14 protein-coding genes and 2 riboswitches are annotated in these 14686 nt (G+C 44.8%); of the genes, 9 read left to right on the top strand and 5 right to left on the bottom strand.

Annotation, left to right across the window (positions count from 1 at the left end; all coding sequences use genetic code 11):
• Positions 1-124 precede the first annotated feature (124 nt).
• Positions 125-2164 carry an NADH:flavin oxidoreductase gene (locus WH96_RS02815; RefSeq protein WP_047762570.1) on the top strand — a complete coding sequence of 680 codons (2040 nt, stop codon included), beginning with the start codon at positions 125-127 and terminating at the stop codon, positions 2162-2164.
• Positions 2165-2179: 15 nt separating this feature from the next.
• Here the strand turns inward: WH96_RS02815 and WH96_RS02810 are convergent, their stop codons facing one another.
• Together WH96_RS02810 and WH96_RS02805 are read right to left on the bottom strand one after the other, a co-directional pair.
• A complete protein-coding gene (locus tag WH96_RS02810) occupies positions 2180-2878 on the bottom strand; it encodes a GntR family transcriptional regulator (RefSeq protein ID WP_053005596.1) in 699 nt (232 codons plus the stop codon).
• 110 nt (positions 2879-2988) lie between these two features.
• Positions 2989-3894 carry a DMT family transporter gene (locus WH96_RS02805; protein ID WP_047762569.1) on the bottom strand — a complete coding sequence of 302 codons (906 nt, stop codon included), beginning with the start codon at positions 3892-3894 and terminating at the stop codon, positions 2989-2991.
• A 114-nt stretch (positions 3895-4008) separates the two neighbouring features.
• Here WH96_RS02805 and WH96_RS02800 point away from each other — a divergent pair, with 114 nt between their 5' ends.
• From WH96_RS02800 to WH96_RS02785, 4 genes are all read left to right on the top strand, one after another.
• Positions 4009-4914: a LysR family transcriptional regulator gene (locus WH96_RS02800; RefSeq protein WP_047762568.1), complete on the top strand. Its 906-nt coding sequence runs from the start codon at positions 4009-4011 to the stop codon at positions 4912-4914.
• A 199-nt stretch (positions 4915-5113) separates the two neighbouring features.
• Complete coding sequence (locus WH96_RS21035) at positions 5114-5686, top strand: arsenate-mycothiol transferase ArsC (RefSeq protein ID WP_053005594.1); 573 nt, start codon at positions 5114-5116, stop codon at positions 5684-5686.
• An 89-nt stretch (positions 5687-5775) separates the two neighbouring features.
• Complete coding sequence (locus WH96_RS02790) at positions 5776-6678, top strand: MipA/OmpV family protein (protein WP_082130286.1); 903 nt, start codon at positions 5776-5778, stop codon at positions 6676-6678.
• A 169-nt stretch (positions 6679-6847) separates the two neighbouring features.
• Positions 6848-7372 carry a CBS domain-containing protein gene (locus WH96_RS02785; protein ID WP_053005592.1) on the top strand — a complete coding sequence of 175 codons (525 nt, stop codon included), beginning with the start codon at positions 6848-6850 and terminating at the stop codon, positions 7370-7372.
• Positions 7373-7490: 118 nt separating this feature from the next.
• Here WH96_RS02785 and WH96_RS02780 read toward each other — a convergent pair whose 3' ends face one another.
• Together WH96_RS02780 and WH96_RS02775 are read right to left on the bottom strand one after the other, a co-directional pair.
• Positions 7491-8315 (bottom strand): DUF4198 domain-containing protein, encoded by an 825-nt coding sequence (locus WH96_RS02780; protein ID WP_047762566.1) that lies wholly within the window; start codon positions 8313-8315, stop codon positions 7491-7493.
• Positions 8316-8460: 145 nt separating this feature from the next.
• Positions 8461-8698: riboswitch (cobalamin riboswitch) on the bottom strand.
• Between the two features lie 36 nt (positions 8699-8734).
• Positions 8735-10129, bottom strand: coding sequence for an aminotransferase-like domain-containing protein (locus WH96_RS02775; RefSeq protein ID WP_047762565.1), 1395 nt, complete (start codon positions 10127-10129; stop codon positions 8735-8737).
• A gap of 81 nt (positions 10130-10210) precedes the next feature.
• On the opposite strand from WH96_RS02775, the gene WH96_RS02770 reads away from it, so the two are divergent.
• Entirely contained in the window at positions 10211-11173 is a 963-nt protein-coding gene (locus WH96_RS02770) for a DMT family transporter (protein WP_047762564.1), read from the top strand.
• A 65-nt stretch (positions 11174-11238) separates the two neighbouring features.
• Here WH96_RS02770 and WH96_RS02765 read toward each other — a convergent pair whose 3' ends face one another.
• Positions 11239-11850 carry a TetR/AcrR family transcriptional regulator gene (locus WH96_RS02765; protein WP_082130285.1) on the bottom strand — a complete coding sequence of 204 codons (612 nt, stop codon included), beginning with the start codon at positions 11848-11850 and terminating at the stop codon, positions 11239-11241.
• A 168-nt stretch (positions 11851-12018) separates the two neighbouring features.
• Positions 12019-12252: riboswitch (cobalamin riboswitch) on the top strand.
• Between the two features lie 200 nt (positions 12253-12452).
• Here WH96_RS02765 and WH96_RS02755 point away from each other — a divergent pair.
• Genes WH96_RS02755 through WH96_RS02745 form a run of 3 tightly spaced genes read left to right on the top strand, consistent with a single transcriptional unit; the run spans position 12453 to position 14685 of the window.
• On the top strand, positions 12453-13241 hold the full coding sequence (locus WH96_RS02755; RefSeq protein WP_047762561.1) for a DUF4198 domain-containing protein: 789 nt from the start codon (positions 12453-12455) through the stop codon (positions 13239-13241).
• A 12-nt stretch (positions 13242-13253) separates the two neighbouring features.
• Entirely contained in the window at positions 13254-14051 is a 798-nt protein-coding gene (gene cbiM, locus WH96_RS02750) for a cobalt transporter CbiM (RefSeq protein WP_047762560.1), read from the top strand.
• Positions 14038-14685, top strand: a complete 648-nt coding sequence (locus WH96_RS02745; protein ID WP_047762559.1) for a transthyretin-like family protein — start codon at positions 14038-14040, stop codon at positions 14683-14685. Before cbiM ends, WH96_RS02745 begins: the two co-directional genes overlap by 14 nt.
• Position 14686 lies beyond the last annotated feature (1 nt).

Raw genomic sequence — 14686 nt, 5'->3', positions numbered from 1 at the left:
AGTTAAGCTCGGCATAAAATATTCTGCCGAGTTTCCACTTTGATATTACATTGATGAAAATCTCGGATAGGCAAAAAGCCAGATCAACAAACTGAACCGGGACAAGAATAAACAGGAGAGAGAAATGGCCAGTAATGATCCTTTGTTACAGCCCTATAAGCTGAAGCATTTGACTATTAAAAACCGGATCATGACGACAAGCCATGAACCTGCGTACCCAGAAGACGGGATGCCCAAGGATCGTTACCGTGCCTATCATGAAGAGCGGGCAAAGGCGGGTGTGGGTATGACCATGACGGCGGGGTCTGCCGCCGTATCCCGTGATAGTCCCCCTGTGTTCAACAACGTGTTGGCCTATAAGGACGAGGTTGTGCCCTGGATGAAAAAAGTTACGGATGCATGCCATGAACATGGCTGTGCCGTGATGATCCAACTGACGCATTTGGGCCGCAGAACAGGATGGAACAAAGGGGACTGGTTACCAGCAGTTGCGCCGTCACATCATCGTGAAGCGTCTCACCGAGCCTTTCCCAAACAGATGGAAGACTGGGATATCCTTCGGATTATTGAGGATTACGCGGATGCAGCTGAGCGGATGAAAGCTGCTGGACTGGATGGCATTGAACTGGAAGCCTATGGTCATCTGATGGATCAGTTCTGGTCTCCGCGCACCAATACACTGGATGGTGAATACGGCGGGTCGCTAGAAAACAGAATGCGGTTTTCGCTCAATGTGCTTGAAGCTATTCGAAAACGTGTGGGCGATAAATTTATTGTTGGTATACGTTATACCGCAGATGAAGCAGACAAGGATGGAATCTCTGCTGCAGAAGGAATTGAAATTTCAAAGCGTTTACAGCGTTCTGGGATGGTTGATTTTCTCAACGTTATTCGCGGGCATATTGATACAGATCCGGGCTTAACAGATGTTATTCCCGTACAGGGAATGAAATCAGCACCTCATCTGGATTTTGCCGGGGAAGTTAAAAAAGTCACAGGTATGCCAACCTTTCATGCTGCCCGTATTCCCGATGTTGCGACAGCGCGTTATGCAGTTGCCGAAGGGCTTTTGGATATGGTTGGCATGACCCGGGCTCATATGGCTGATCCACACATTGTGAGGAAAATCATGGCAGGGCGCGAGGACGATATCCGACCCTGTGTTGGCGCTACCTATTGTCTGGATCGCATCTATCAGGGCGGAGACGCTTTGTGCATACATAATGCGGCGACGGGGCGCGAGTTGACCATGCCGCATGATATTCCGCTCGCAGACAAGAAACGTAAAATTGTCATCGTCGGAGCTGGACCTGCAGGGCTTGAAGCTGCGCGTGTCTCCGCCGAGCGAGGGCATGATGTCATTGTCTTCGAAGCTGCGCCGGAACCGGGAGGACAAATTCGCCTGTCTGCACAAAGTCAACGGCGGGCTGAGATGATTTCGATCATTGACTGGCGTATGGCGCAATGTGCTGCCCGCGATGTTGAGTTTCGATTTAATACCTGGGCAGAAGCAGCAGATATTGAGGTAGAAAACCCCGATGTCGTTATTATCGCGACAGGTGGTTTACCCCACACCGAAGTTCTCAAAAACGGCAATGAGCTGGTGGTTTCCAGTTGGGATATCATTGCTGGTGACGTCAAACCGGGACAGGATGTGTTGGTCTATGACGACGCTGGTGATCATGCCGGACTGCAAGCGGCCGAAGTCATTGCCAACACGGGGGCAAAAGTTGAAATTATGACACCGGACCGTAGTTTTGCACCTGATGTCATGGCGATGAACTTGGTTCCTTATATGCGATCGATGCAGGAAAAGGATGTGACCTTTACGGTTACTTATCGCTTGAAGGATGTTGTGCGTGATGGCAATCGGTTACGGGCCAAAATCGGTACTGACTATAGTGATTTGATCAAAGAAAAAAACTACGATCAGATTGTCGTCAATCACGGAACCATTCCGATGGATGAGATTTATTTTGATCTCAAGCCAGCGTCGGTAAATCTTGGTGAGCTTGACCACAAAGCCTTTATTAACGGACAGCCGCAAAGCATTGCGGCGAATGCTGATGGCAAGTTTCAGCTTTTCAGAATTGGTGATGCCGTTGCCGCTCGGAATACCCATGCGGCGATCTATGATGCGCTGAGACTTGCGAAAGATTTATAAGAAAACTTTGCAAGCTTACGGATCTACGGATTTATCCTGCTTGAGCTTCTCGTGAATAACATTCTGAGCTGATTCCAGGTGTTTGACGAGGAGCTCTTTTGCTCTATTGCCATCGCGGGCAATACAGGCGGTAACTAATTGCTGGTGCTCTGCATTGCTTCGGGTTTGAGAAGAGGGTTCTTTTAAGCTCAATCTCAAATAGCGTTCTGATGTGGTAAAAAGAATACTTTGGAATTTATACCCGATGGTTTCTTTGGCGCCGGATAGAATGATTTCATGGAATTGACGGTTAAGCTCGCCCAGTTCTTTCTGGTTTGTTGACTGGGCTTCACGGGTAATCAGATTTTGGGCGTTGGTGAGATCTTCATCCGTAAGGTTCGGGATCGAGAGCTGCAATAAATGTGGTTCTATCACTTTTCTGAGTTCAAAAATTTCAATCATTTCGCGAATAGATCCCGGTAAAACCCGTGCGCCTCTGTTCCGTTCAAAGCTAATCAGGTTTTCACCTTCCAGTGTTCTTAGAGCTTCCCGGACAGGAATTTTGCTGACCCCCATTGCATCGGCAGCTGTATCCTGTCGGACAAGGCTGTGAGGTGGCAACGTGCCTGAAATAATTGCTTCACGCAGGACGTTGGCGACAAAAACAGGGGTTGATACCTGCTCATCGGTAAAACGAGAGACAATGCTTTTCAAGTCGCTGTGATCGTTGGTCATAGAGTGTTTTTATCAACCCTTGTCGTTCGGGAGGCTTTGGGCGTTACCGGAAGAACATCACCGAGAAAACATTACCGAACTATAATACACCAAATTCAGAGATTAATATCTCATTGAGATTGTGGAAGACTTTTACGATAGATGCCCATCCCAATCAAACAACCCGTGATAATGATGATTGCCCCGAGAGCTGTGTGCCAACTCAAATGCTCATCAAAGAGAAGAAAGCCTAACAGCGCTGAAAATAAGATCGAGCTATAGGTTAAGGGTGTCAGCAGAACCACATCTGCTTTTCTGAAGGCGAAGAGGTTAAGGGCCTGCCCGAGAATGGCAATGGGGCCCATAAGAAGAATCGGCCACCAATTTTCCAAACCTTGCCATTGTCCCCAAATCAATGATGGGATCAGCAATAAGAGGCTTGCGATACCATTGACGTACAGGAGGGTTACGGGAATGGTTTCCCGTTCACTAACGAATTTAATAACGATTATTTCAATAGCCATACAGCAAGCCGCAAGTAATGCAATGAGGGCAGCTGTGCTAAAAAAGGAACTTTGACTCCCTTCTGCGCTGTTGGCAGCAACAAGGCTTGCACCAAAGATGGTGATGATAATTGATGCCCAATGGCGGGGGAAAACACGCTCACCTAGTATGATGCCTGCAAGTATAAGGACAATGGCACCATTGGAGAAGCTGATGGTTATGACATCAGCAAGCGGGATCTGTGAAGAGGCAATAACAACACAGGCAACTGAACCAATCCCGGCAATTGAACGCCCGATATGTAAAAGACCGAAACTGCTTCTCAGGCTGTTACCTTTGTAGTGCCAGCGCCACACGGTTGGCAGCAGAAAAATTAATCCTCCTGTATAGCGTATGAAAACGATTTGAAACCATTGTAGGTCTGTGGCGCTTCCTTTTGGAAGCGCAAACATAGCCGAGAATAAAAAGGCAGCAAACAATACGGCCAGCATGGCCTGAAAATTTGTTTTGTTTTGATCTGCGCTTACGGACATCTATCTAACCTTTAGATCGTCTGATTATTTATATATCTATAAAATAGATCTATTCATAAATGTATGGTATGAAAATAATTGTAACTTTGATATTCATTATTGAATGGATGCGTGATGCTTAAGTCACCTTATGACTGGGATGATATAAGAGTCTTTCTTTCCGTTTATGAAATGAGGTCTTTTTCTGCCGCGGCAAGAGAACTGGGCATTAGCCAACCTACTGTGGGGCGCCGTATAAAATCGTTAGAGGATGGATTGAAGAGCCGTCTGTTTGAGCGATTGTCAGAAGGCTTATCGCCTACGGAAGCTGGTGTAATGCTGGCGTCAAAAGCCTTTCCCATGGCTGAGGCTGCTGAAACATTAAATCGTCAAAGCACACTTTTAGCAGCGGACTCGGTCGGGACCGTTAGAGTGTCAATGAATGAACAGGCCGGGATGTTGCTTTCCAAGCATGTCCATCAAATTAGAAAAGTGCTCCCCGGAATTGAACTGGAACTAATCACGACACATGTTGAGGCGAGCCTCTCAAGGCGTGAAGCGGATTTGCTCATCCGCTTTTGCAAACCGAAGCAAGGAAATCTCTATACACAAAAATTAGCCGAAATGCCTTTTGCCGTCTTTGCATCGAAGAAAAGCGATATTGATCCTTTGCCACAAGAAGAGGATTTGGGGGCGTGGCTTTGGCAAAAAGATTTACCGTGGGTCGGATGGGATGAAGAACATAGCTATCAGCCCGATGCAGCCTGGATGCGATCAACCTTGAAAATGGTAACTCCGGTTATTCGAATTAACCACGCGATGATGATGCAAGCAATGTTGCGGGAGAATTTAGGTATTGGTTTGCTACCTTCGGCGGCAGGTGATCATGATGCAGAGTTGAAAAGGTTAACGCCTGATATTCCGGGTTTGGTTTCAAATCTTTACCTGATTGTACATGGTGATTTGCGCTTTGTGCCCGCCATCAGATCCGTGATGAATGAATTTTTGAAAATTTTTAAGACGGCTCAAGCCATACATTAATGGCCATACATTGATGAAGGCAGCCATTTATAAAAAAGAGTAACGCGAGTAAGTCATAAATAGGTCATGTGATTTTCATCTAATTGATATTTTCCTGATGTATCAATTCCCAAGATATTAATCCCCAGCGTGTCAATCTAGATATTCTGGACCAAACAATTGTTCGTTAAGGCCGGAATATTCGCAAAGGTTTGGAATAATGGTGCATAAACCAGTTCATATTCTTTTTTTAAGTACAGCTAATTCTGTGAGAAGCTTAATTGCCGAAACTCTTCTCAGGGATTTTGGGGGTGGGCGTGTTCGGTCCTTTAGCGCAGGAACGCAACCTGATGGACAGATGTTGCCGATGGTTGAACAGTTTCTTGATGCCAAGGGATATGACACTGCGGGACTTTTTTCAAAAACACATAAACTTTATATGGAAGATGGATCTCCGGATATTGATCTCGTCATCAGCATGAGTGCGCCAGATGAAAATCAACCTGTTTTAGGCCCTTTAGGTGCATTGCGAGTCCATTGGAAAATGCCAAGTGTTTATTCTCTGAAAGCATCTTCTGATCAAAAAACCTTTATCAAAGCTATTTATAAGCAACTGGAAGATTCAATTTGTCGGGCTCTACAACCGTCATGGGATGGATTATCAGTAAGAGATGTCCAACGACTTTTTGAACAGGTGGGACCTGAGACGCATAGTAGTGATAAACCTCACAAAACAATCATTCCTGAATGCTATATCGGCGATTTTTCTGGCACGGAATTGGCCCTGGCTTAAAATAATTTTCTTTAAATCAGGACGGTCAGCTCTCTGTCAGAAAACCCCTTTATAACGACGATATATTTTCGCTGTTTAATGAGGGAATCATGCTTAGGCGCCGTTCAATATGTTCTTATATGTCTTCATCTGTTGCGACAGCCGTAGGTGTTAAGGCGAGTTATATTATTCAAAGTAAACTGGCTAGGTTTGCTCTTCTCACATCATTTATTTCTATAGGTTTTGTGTCTCCGGCTATCGCGGGCGATCAAATTGCGCCAGATAATACTGAATCAGACAGCGTTGTAGATGCAGCATTAAGTGATTGGGATTTTACCATTGGTGCTGGTGCTGGGGTTGGGCCTGATTATGAAGGTTCTGACGATTATGATGTTGGGGCAATGCCTATTCTCGAAGCTTCCTGGCGTGATGATACCTTTTTTATCTCTGTTGACCGCGGCATAGGCGCGACATTATTACGTTCAGAGCATTTTAGTGGGGGCATTTCCCTGAATTATGATGGTGGACGAGACGAAGATGATAACTCTGCCCTTAAAGGGCTAGGAGATGTCGATGACGGGCTAGAGGGTACTGCCTTTGCTGAAATTGATTTGGGAATGTACGCGTTAGAGTTGGACGTTACCCAGGATTTGAGCGGCGAAGATAAGGGGCTTCTTGCTAGTTTTAGCGCGGAATATCGTCATAGCTTTTTTGACGAACGTCTTTGGATTTCAGCCGGACCATCTGTTAGTTGGGCATCAGAAGATTATATGCAGTCCTATTTTGGCGTAAACAGTAAACAGGCTTCGAGAAGTAAGTATAACCAACATGATGCTGATGCTGGTTTTAAAGATGTGGGGCTGAATCTTAACGCGATCTACAGCTTTGACGAAAACTGGGCAATGACAGGGTCATTGGGCTATGCACGTTTGCTCGGGGATGCTGCAGACAGCCCCTTCGTTGAGAGCAAAAACCAGTTCTTCAGCGGCCTCGCCATTACTTATCATTTCTAACTTTACCTAAATTCTCAAGCAAGCTTTCCGATCCGCCAACTGTCCCGGAAGTTTTTTTAGGGAAGTTATCTTTGATTAGATCTTCCGGGAACTTTTTTGAAACAAAAGTTATGTCCTAAAATTCTTGTGCTATACTCTAAAAAACAGCAGAACACGAGGAGGATGATAAATGCTATTTTCCGGTGATTTCAGTGCCGCAGTTTATCAAAGTGATAGCGGTTCTGGCTCAGGGCAGGTTAGTGGTGCTTCTGGGGGAGCTTCCGGTGGTGCGGTAAAGGATATTCTCGCTGACAAAGGCGGGGAGATTCATACAATTACAACGGGGCATACGGTTCAAGAAGTAATCGATATGCTCAATTCATTTAAGATTGGCGCCCTGGTTGTTGCGGATGACAGCAATCGACCTATCGGTATCGTGTCCGAGCGCGATGTTGTGGTTGGAATTGGTCAAAAAGGTCCAGAGCTATTTGCGGAAAAGATTGATACGATTATGACAGCTAACCCTGTGTGCTGTGCGCCGGATGCGCGAGTGCACGAGGTTATGCAAAAAATGACAGATGGTCGTTTTCGTCATATGCCTGTCGTTTCTGATGGCAAGCTATGCGGCATGATTTCTATTGGTGATGTCGTGCGTAAACGTCTTTTAGAGCTAGAGTATGAAAACGAACAGATGATGGCTTATATGTCAGGCTAAGGCTGTTTTACGTATATATAGTTGGAATAATTAAGCGGTGGACTCTATAGCTGTGCCCACCGCTTTGTTGTTTATCTAGAGCACTATTGATTAAGAAAATAATTCTTAATCGACAAACCTATTCCGGCATGTCTTGGGTGTGCACCCAAATCAATCCACCTTCTTCTACCTGTGCTTCTGTTCCGTCCGGTGCCGGTAACATTTTGCCGTTATCAAGTAACGCAGCAAACCCCCACCACCCAGCTTTTGGCATTGCATAGTGAAAAATACCATTTTTGTCAGCGCGAACAATCTGGGTGATAAAGGGTGTGGCTGGAACCGCGATTTTTCCTTCTCCCCTATACTCAATTTCGATGGTAGCACTGGGTTCTGGCTGTCCGTTATTGAGCACTTGGCCGGAAAATATATTATTAGTCCACAGGCCATATGGTCTGCTTAAGGGGATGATTTCGACAGGCAACCCGACGGGTGTCTCCCACCCATTCTCCAAACCATAGGCATTCACCACAACTTTTGTGTAATGAATGATCATCGCCTGTTCTTCAGGTTCCCAATAGGGTTTGGGGACGAGGTAGAAGCTATAATCGCCTGCACGCTTTATTTTGTGATTGGCTTTATAAGATGTCGCATTTGCAGGGTTGAGTTTGCCTTTAAGTTTTGCGGATTGAAGGGCCGTTGTTAAATCATACTTTTTACCAGCGACTTGAACGCCGAATAAATCGGGGCGTTCCATTTCCATAATGGGTGCCCCTTCCATGGGATGGGTGAAGCGGATATCAAATGAAAAATCACTCTCCGCACTTTTGGTAATCAATGAAGATGAAGGAATAAGCTCTATAAAATGAGCGATAGCTGAATGAGAGAAAAATATTGTTAAAGGGAGGGTGAAGATAAGAGCCCGCAACGAATGTGAGGGCCTTTTTTCTTTAGATCGTAAAAACATGGTACGCGCCTTGTCAAAAAAGTTATGACAATGGCAGTGCGAGTTTAGGTGCTGATCTCAATATCAGCATAGAACCGCGCCTTGCCAGTGTCGACAGGCACGTCACTCGACGGAAAACCGCCCTAATGAACACCCCGTTCATCAGACAGGTGACGTTAAATCGGCAGGTCTCCTGGCTTCCGACGTAAGAGCAGTGTCCCTTCCCGATGCGTTCCAGAAATTAGATGTCCGAGAACGTTACCAGTGGTTATAACAAGCTTTAAGTCGTTTACAGTTGCGGGGGCAGCCACGATTCAAGATCCCCTGATGGGTAGATCTCTCCATGTTCCCTATTATTTCCGGATCAAATTTTCATCCGGAAAACCGATTCCAGCGCAGTGTCTCTTTTTCATAAGAACAGATCAATTGAAATGTTCTATTTAGAGATTAAGCTTCCATTCGTTTGGTTTGAGATGGAGTAAATCCGCAATCTTTTTTAGGCCTTCCGTGAGTCTTGGCTCTTCGGGTTCGTGACTTAAACAGATTCTTATCGCTTCGGGAGCATTACTTGCTTCATAGGTAAAGCTTCTACCTTCGTTAATCAGCACACCATGGCGAAGACATTGGTCTCGAAAGATGTCTGCTCGCCAGCCATCTGGAAGTGGCATCCAGATATGGAACCCGTTTGGGTTGGCCGCAAATTTTGTTTGCCCAAAAATGAATTTAGCTAATGATTGCCGATGTTTTGCAGTTTCTCTTTGTTGTGTTGTTAGGTGCGTAACAGATCCATCGTGTATCAGTTTTGTTGCGATTTCTAATGTTATAGGAGGTGTCATCCAGACACTCAAATTTACGGCATTACGCAAAGCGGGAACCAAATGGGGGGGAGCGTGTAAAAAGCCAACACGTAACCCTGGCGCAACGGATTTCGAAAGGCTTGTGACATAGATCGTATTCTGAGGAGCTGATTTTGCAATTGGGGCTGGGCTGTCTGGGTTTAACAGTCCAAAAACATCATCTTCAATGATGAGGACAGTATTATTCTCAGCTATTCTGGCGATAGCTTCTCGCCGTGCTTTTGAAAGCGTCAATGTGGTCGGGGCTTGCAATGTTGGTGTAAGATATAAGGCTTTCGGTTTTGAATGTTTGCAAAGTTCTTCAAACGCTTCCGGGATAAGACCTTCATCATCCATGGCGACGGTTTTTATATGTACTCCTAATCTCTCGGCCATGACCCTAAAGGGCATGTAGGTTAGAGCCTCTGTTAATAATAGATCACCTGCTTGCAGTAATCCCATTAAAATACAAAGTAAACCATGTTGCCCACCCATTGTTGTAATTATTTGATCTTGTTTTGTTTCAAGATCACAGCTTTCTAGCCAAATTTTTCCAGCATCACAGTGATGTCGCAGGTCTTCTTCTGTTTGATAGTCCATTAATGGGGAGAGGTTTTTAGTACTTGAAATCTCTTCTAAGGCACGACGGACATAAGGTTCCGCAAAGCCAGCGAATGGTAAATTTTGCGATAAATCAATTGGTCCTGTATTACGTCGATGTAAGTTACTTGGCTTATCCTCCTGTAAGGTGGAATGCAGAGATCTAACAAATGTCCCACGCCCAATTTCCCCTCGTAGCAGAGCTCTTTTAACCGCTTCGGCATAGGCGCGGCTCGTTGTGTTTGCTGAAAGGCCAAGCTGATACGCAAGTTCCCGATGGGGAAGCAGCTTTGTGCCAAAAGGTAACTTCCCTGATGAAATATCCTCTGCCATAGCTTCAACGATTTGAAGATATTTAGGGCCGCGTCGGCCATCAAGATTGGGTATCCAAATTGCCATCAGATCAATGTTTTAATTGTTTAAGTGCAATAATAATATCAATAATAAGTGCAATTAAGCAATAGGTGACGGGGTTTTCTTATGGCACTTACATCAACTTCTGTTGGAAAAGGCATCGTTTTATCTTTAGTTAGTTTGGCACTGCTTGGTGCCATGCCGATCATCTCTAATCTTCGTTCTCCTGAGGTTGGGGCGCTATCTTTTGCATTTGCTTTATCAGTTTGGCAGGTGGTTTTTGCTTTGCCAGTTTTTTGGTTTGAGCTGAAAACGGGGACTAGAGGGATTCTGGGATTGAATCTATCGCAAAAGGAGCGGAGGCGGATGATCCTGATGGGCCTCTTTACTGGGGTATTGTTCGGCTTATCAACTTATCTTTATGTTTTGAGTGTTGAGAAGGCCGGGGCAACAAATGCTGCCATTGCGATTCAAGCTTATCCCTTATTCGCTATTTTGTGGGAAAGAGTATTCTTTAAGCGACAAAAATCCCTTTTGGAACTGATCCTGACAGGAATACTAATCGGTTCGCTATATTATCTTGGAACGGGAGGCACTTTTCAGATGGCGGGTCTATCATTCTGGTTTCTTGTATCTTTAGGTGTGCCGTTACTCTGGAGCATAGCGCATGTCATTATTAAAGAAGAATTGAGCCGTACTGCCATCACCCCAGTACAAGTTACGTTTTTCCGCGTGGCAATTTCGACTGCTTTTTTGTGTGTTGTTGTTATTATTGCTGAACCATCAAAAATAATGAATGCAGTTGATGTAATTCTTCACCCTATATCAGCTGTTATGGGGTTTGTTTATTTTCTTGAATTGATCGTATGGTTTTACGCTGTTCGACATATTGATGTGTCTTTGGCCAGCTCAATAACCACGCCTTGGCCAGGTCTAACGATGGTGTTGGCTGTAATCTTTTTACATGACACAATTGAAATTTACCAAATTGTAGCATTGCTTATTGTTGTACTTAGCATTTACGGATTGACACTGGCTAGTTTACGACAGGCAAAAGCTGCACCAAAAAAATCAGAGCTTACTCATTAATTTCTGGGGCAATAAAAACTCTACTGATTATGCTTGGCGATGACGTTTCTGAGTTCTCTGAAAAGTTATAACTTGCCACGCGTCATTTTACTATCAGCAAGAAGTGACCTTGTCTGAATAGAGGCGAGGTCACGTGCCCAACTATCTGGAGCATCAGGAAACAAGCTGTAGAACCCGATATAGCCTGTATAATCGATCACGGCATAGTTACGTGCAGCTTCCTGAGACAGATCAGACGTTTTTTGATACATTTCGGTCAGAATGCCAATGCGCATTTCATCTACTTTAGAGACAATGTCTTTGACCTGATTATCTGCCTGTGCCCAGGAACGTATGGCTAAATCTACCGCGAGATCTTTTTCGAAGGCGAGGTTGAAAAGCATTTCATACTGGGCCTCGGGGTCCTCGACTTCTTTTATTTCATCAAATATGTCCTGGGTAAAATCCTTTTCCCAAAAGGCGAGCAGGTCCTGCTTGAATGTCGCGAAGTTTTTGAAGTGGTGGTAAAAACTACCTTTGGTTAATTGAAGTTTTTGGCATAAACGGGGAATATTAAGGGCCTGAAATCCTTCTTCGGACAAAATTTCCGTGGCTGCATTAAGCCAAACCTGACCGCCGTTTAAGGGTTTTGATGTGGTTTTTGAAGGGGACATCATTTTTACTCGTATCGAACTCATTCAAAGACATACTCATAAGTATGCTGAATGATTTGAAATGCCAAGCAAAATAGGCAGCAAAGGGCTCTATAAGATGTTAAGCAAAACCCAGAAATAAAACACAACAAGAACGATCAAGTCTTCTTCGGTTTATTGAAATCTTGGGCTTGCAGGATTTTTTTTCTGCGCATAAACTCGCGGCATGCATGGTTCCCCTTGGATGAAGTCGTCCGGGGATTAAAAGGGAACACGGAAAGATCTACCCATCAGGGGATTTTGAACCGTGGCTGCCCCCGCAACTGTAAACGGTGAGTTCTTACCAATTATAACCACTGGCAAGATCGAAAGGTTTGGCGCCGGGAAGGTTTGGTAATTGAGCAACGATCCGTGAGCCAGGAGACCTGCCGGCATAATGTCACTGGACCAAAGGGCGGGGAGTACCATTGGTGACGGACATCCGTTTGTGGCGTGCCTTTGAGCCGAGCTGCTGGAATAAGCGTAATCAGTAATATCTGTATTATGCTTTGACGAGATGTCTGACGTATCTCTCAGAATCCAATTAGCTTATTTTAGGAACGTTGTCTTCAATGAATCGCATTGAAGATGGGGGATTTTAGAACGTGATGAAAAAAGTTCTTTTTTGTGGAGCCGTTGCTGCGGGACTGGCAACATTTATTTCTGGTGCTCAAGCACATTTTCAATTGATTTTTACACCTGAAACCATGCTTGAAAAGGGCGGGGAAATAACGTTGAAGATGCCATTTACGCATCCTGCTGAATCAGGCCATGTGATGGAAATGGGAACACCGGAAGAGTTTTACGTTATTCGCAAGGGTAAAAAGAAAAACCTGATGGATAGCTTGAATATTATCGACTGGACCAGTCGTGAAAATACAGGAAAAGCCTATGAGGCTTCTGTGAAATTACGTGGTCTTGGGGATAATATTTTTGTTCTGAAGCCTGCTCCTTTTTACGAAGCAAGCGAAGATATTTTCATCCAACAAATCACAAAATCCTATGTGAATGTTGGTGATCTTCCAACGGACTGGGCAGAACCCCAAGGATTGAAAACAGAAATCCGTCCTCTGACAAAACCTTATAATGTTATCGAAGGGGGGACTTTCTCTGGGGTAGTTCTATCCGACGGGAAACCTGTTCCTTTTGCCGAAATTGAGATTGAATATCTCAACTATCCCGCAGATCCCGAAAACAACCGCTTTGAAAGTGAAGGTAAAATTTCTTCACCTGCGCATGCAATTTTAGCTGATGCATCCGGCACCTTCACCTTTGGTATTCCCGAAGAAGGATTCTGGGGCTTTGCTGCTCTTGGTGTCGGGCCAGACAAAGAGCATGAAGGTAAAGAGCTTTCTCAGGATGCTGTCATTTGGGTTCAGGCCCGTGATATTGATTAAGGATAAATAACGATGCACATCGTTGATGGTGCCTTATCAAATCCAGTTCTCATCGGTGGTGGCGTTATTGCCGCTGCCGGTGTGGCCTACAGTTTGAAAAAGCTGGAACCGGAAGATTTACCCCGTGTCGGGGTGCTGTCTGCTGTCTTTTTCGTGGTTTCCTTGATTCATGTGCCACTTGGTTTTTCTTCTGTACATCTTATCCTAAACGGATTGCTGGGTATTATTCTCGGGTGGGCAGCTTTTCCTGCTCTCGTTGTTGCGTTGTTGCTGCAGGCTGTTTTCTTTGGCTTTGGCGGCTTGACCGTACTTGGTGTGAATGCGGTTAATATCGCGTTTCCTGCCGTAATGGTCTTCTTTATCTGTCGGTGGGGAATTACTGCCCAACAACAAAATCTTGCCAAGCTTGTGGCTGATGTCCTGTTTGCCATTTTCTTTATATTGTCTATCTGGGCGGGTGTTTCTCTTTACGAGGCCTATCAGGTTGAAGGGGCAACATGGCGTGTTTCTGTGAACAGCATATCTTTGGCACTTTTTGCGTTGGTGATGATCTATGGTTATGTCCTTTATCGTCAAAAAACTCTTTCTGTTGCAGGGTTCTGGGGTTTTTTAGGTGGATCTTTATCTATTTTCTTTACCGCGGTTATGGTTGCAATGTCGCTGGCTCTTTCCGGCGATGAGTTTGCCAAGGCAGCGGAGTTTGTCATTGTTGCACATTTCCCGGTTATGGCTGTCGAAGGCATTTTGACCGCTGCGACTATTCAATTAATTACAAAGGTTAAACCGGAGCTGATCAATGCTGTACGGTAATTTCAAATTTACGACACTCTTGCTGACATCATTTTTAACGCTTGGCCTCTATTCCAATGCATGGGGGCATAAAGTCATTTCCGCTGCTTATCCTGATGGAAATTTGATTGAGGGTGAAATTGGGTTTTCCAATGGGGATATGGCTAAAAACCTTCTTGTTGAAGTTTTTGACCCGGAAGATAACAAACTCGGTGAAACGACAACGGATGAAGAAGGATTTTTTGTTTTTACAGCTACGAAAAAAATCGATCATATTTTTCGGGCAAATTTAAGTGCAGGCCATATTGCGACGTTCAGGGTGACCGCGGATGAATTGCCGGATGACCTGGAGGGGGGAAGCGTTCGCACGGCTAATACTTCATCGAGTTCAGAAGCTGTATTGTCTAATGAAGATACTGCGGTTCAACCCGTTGTGTCAGATGCAGATACCAATTTTGTGGTCATTGATCAGATTGCTTTAGAGAAGCTTGTTTCAAAAACGTCAAAAGAAGTTCGGTCTTTGCGCAAAGAACTGGCACAATATAAAGAAGAACGTCGTATGCAGGATATCCTGGGGGGTATTGGTTATATCCTTGGAATCTTTGGTATAGCATCTTTCCTTCTGGGTCGCTTCAAGACAACAAAAGGCGCGTAAT

The organism is Kiloniella spongiae (assembly GCF_001026905.1).
Taxonomy (GTDB): Bacteria; Pseudomonadota; Alphaproteobacteria; order Kiloniellales; family Kiloniellaceae; genus Kiloniella; species Kiloniella spongiae.
The sequence above is the reverse complement of the archived record's forward strand: the minus strand, read 5'-3'. Positions and strand labels throughout refer to the sequence as shown.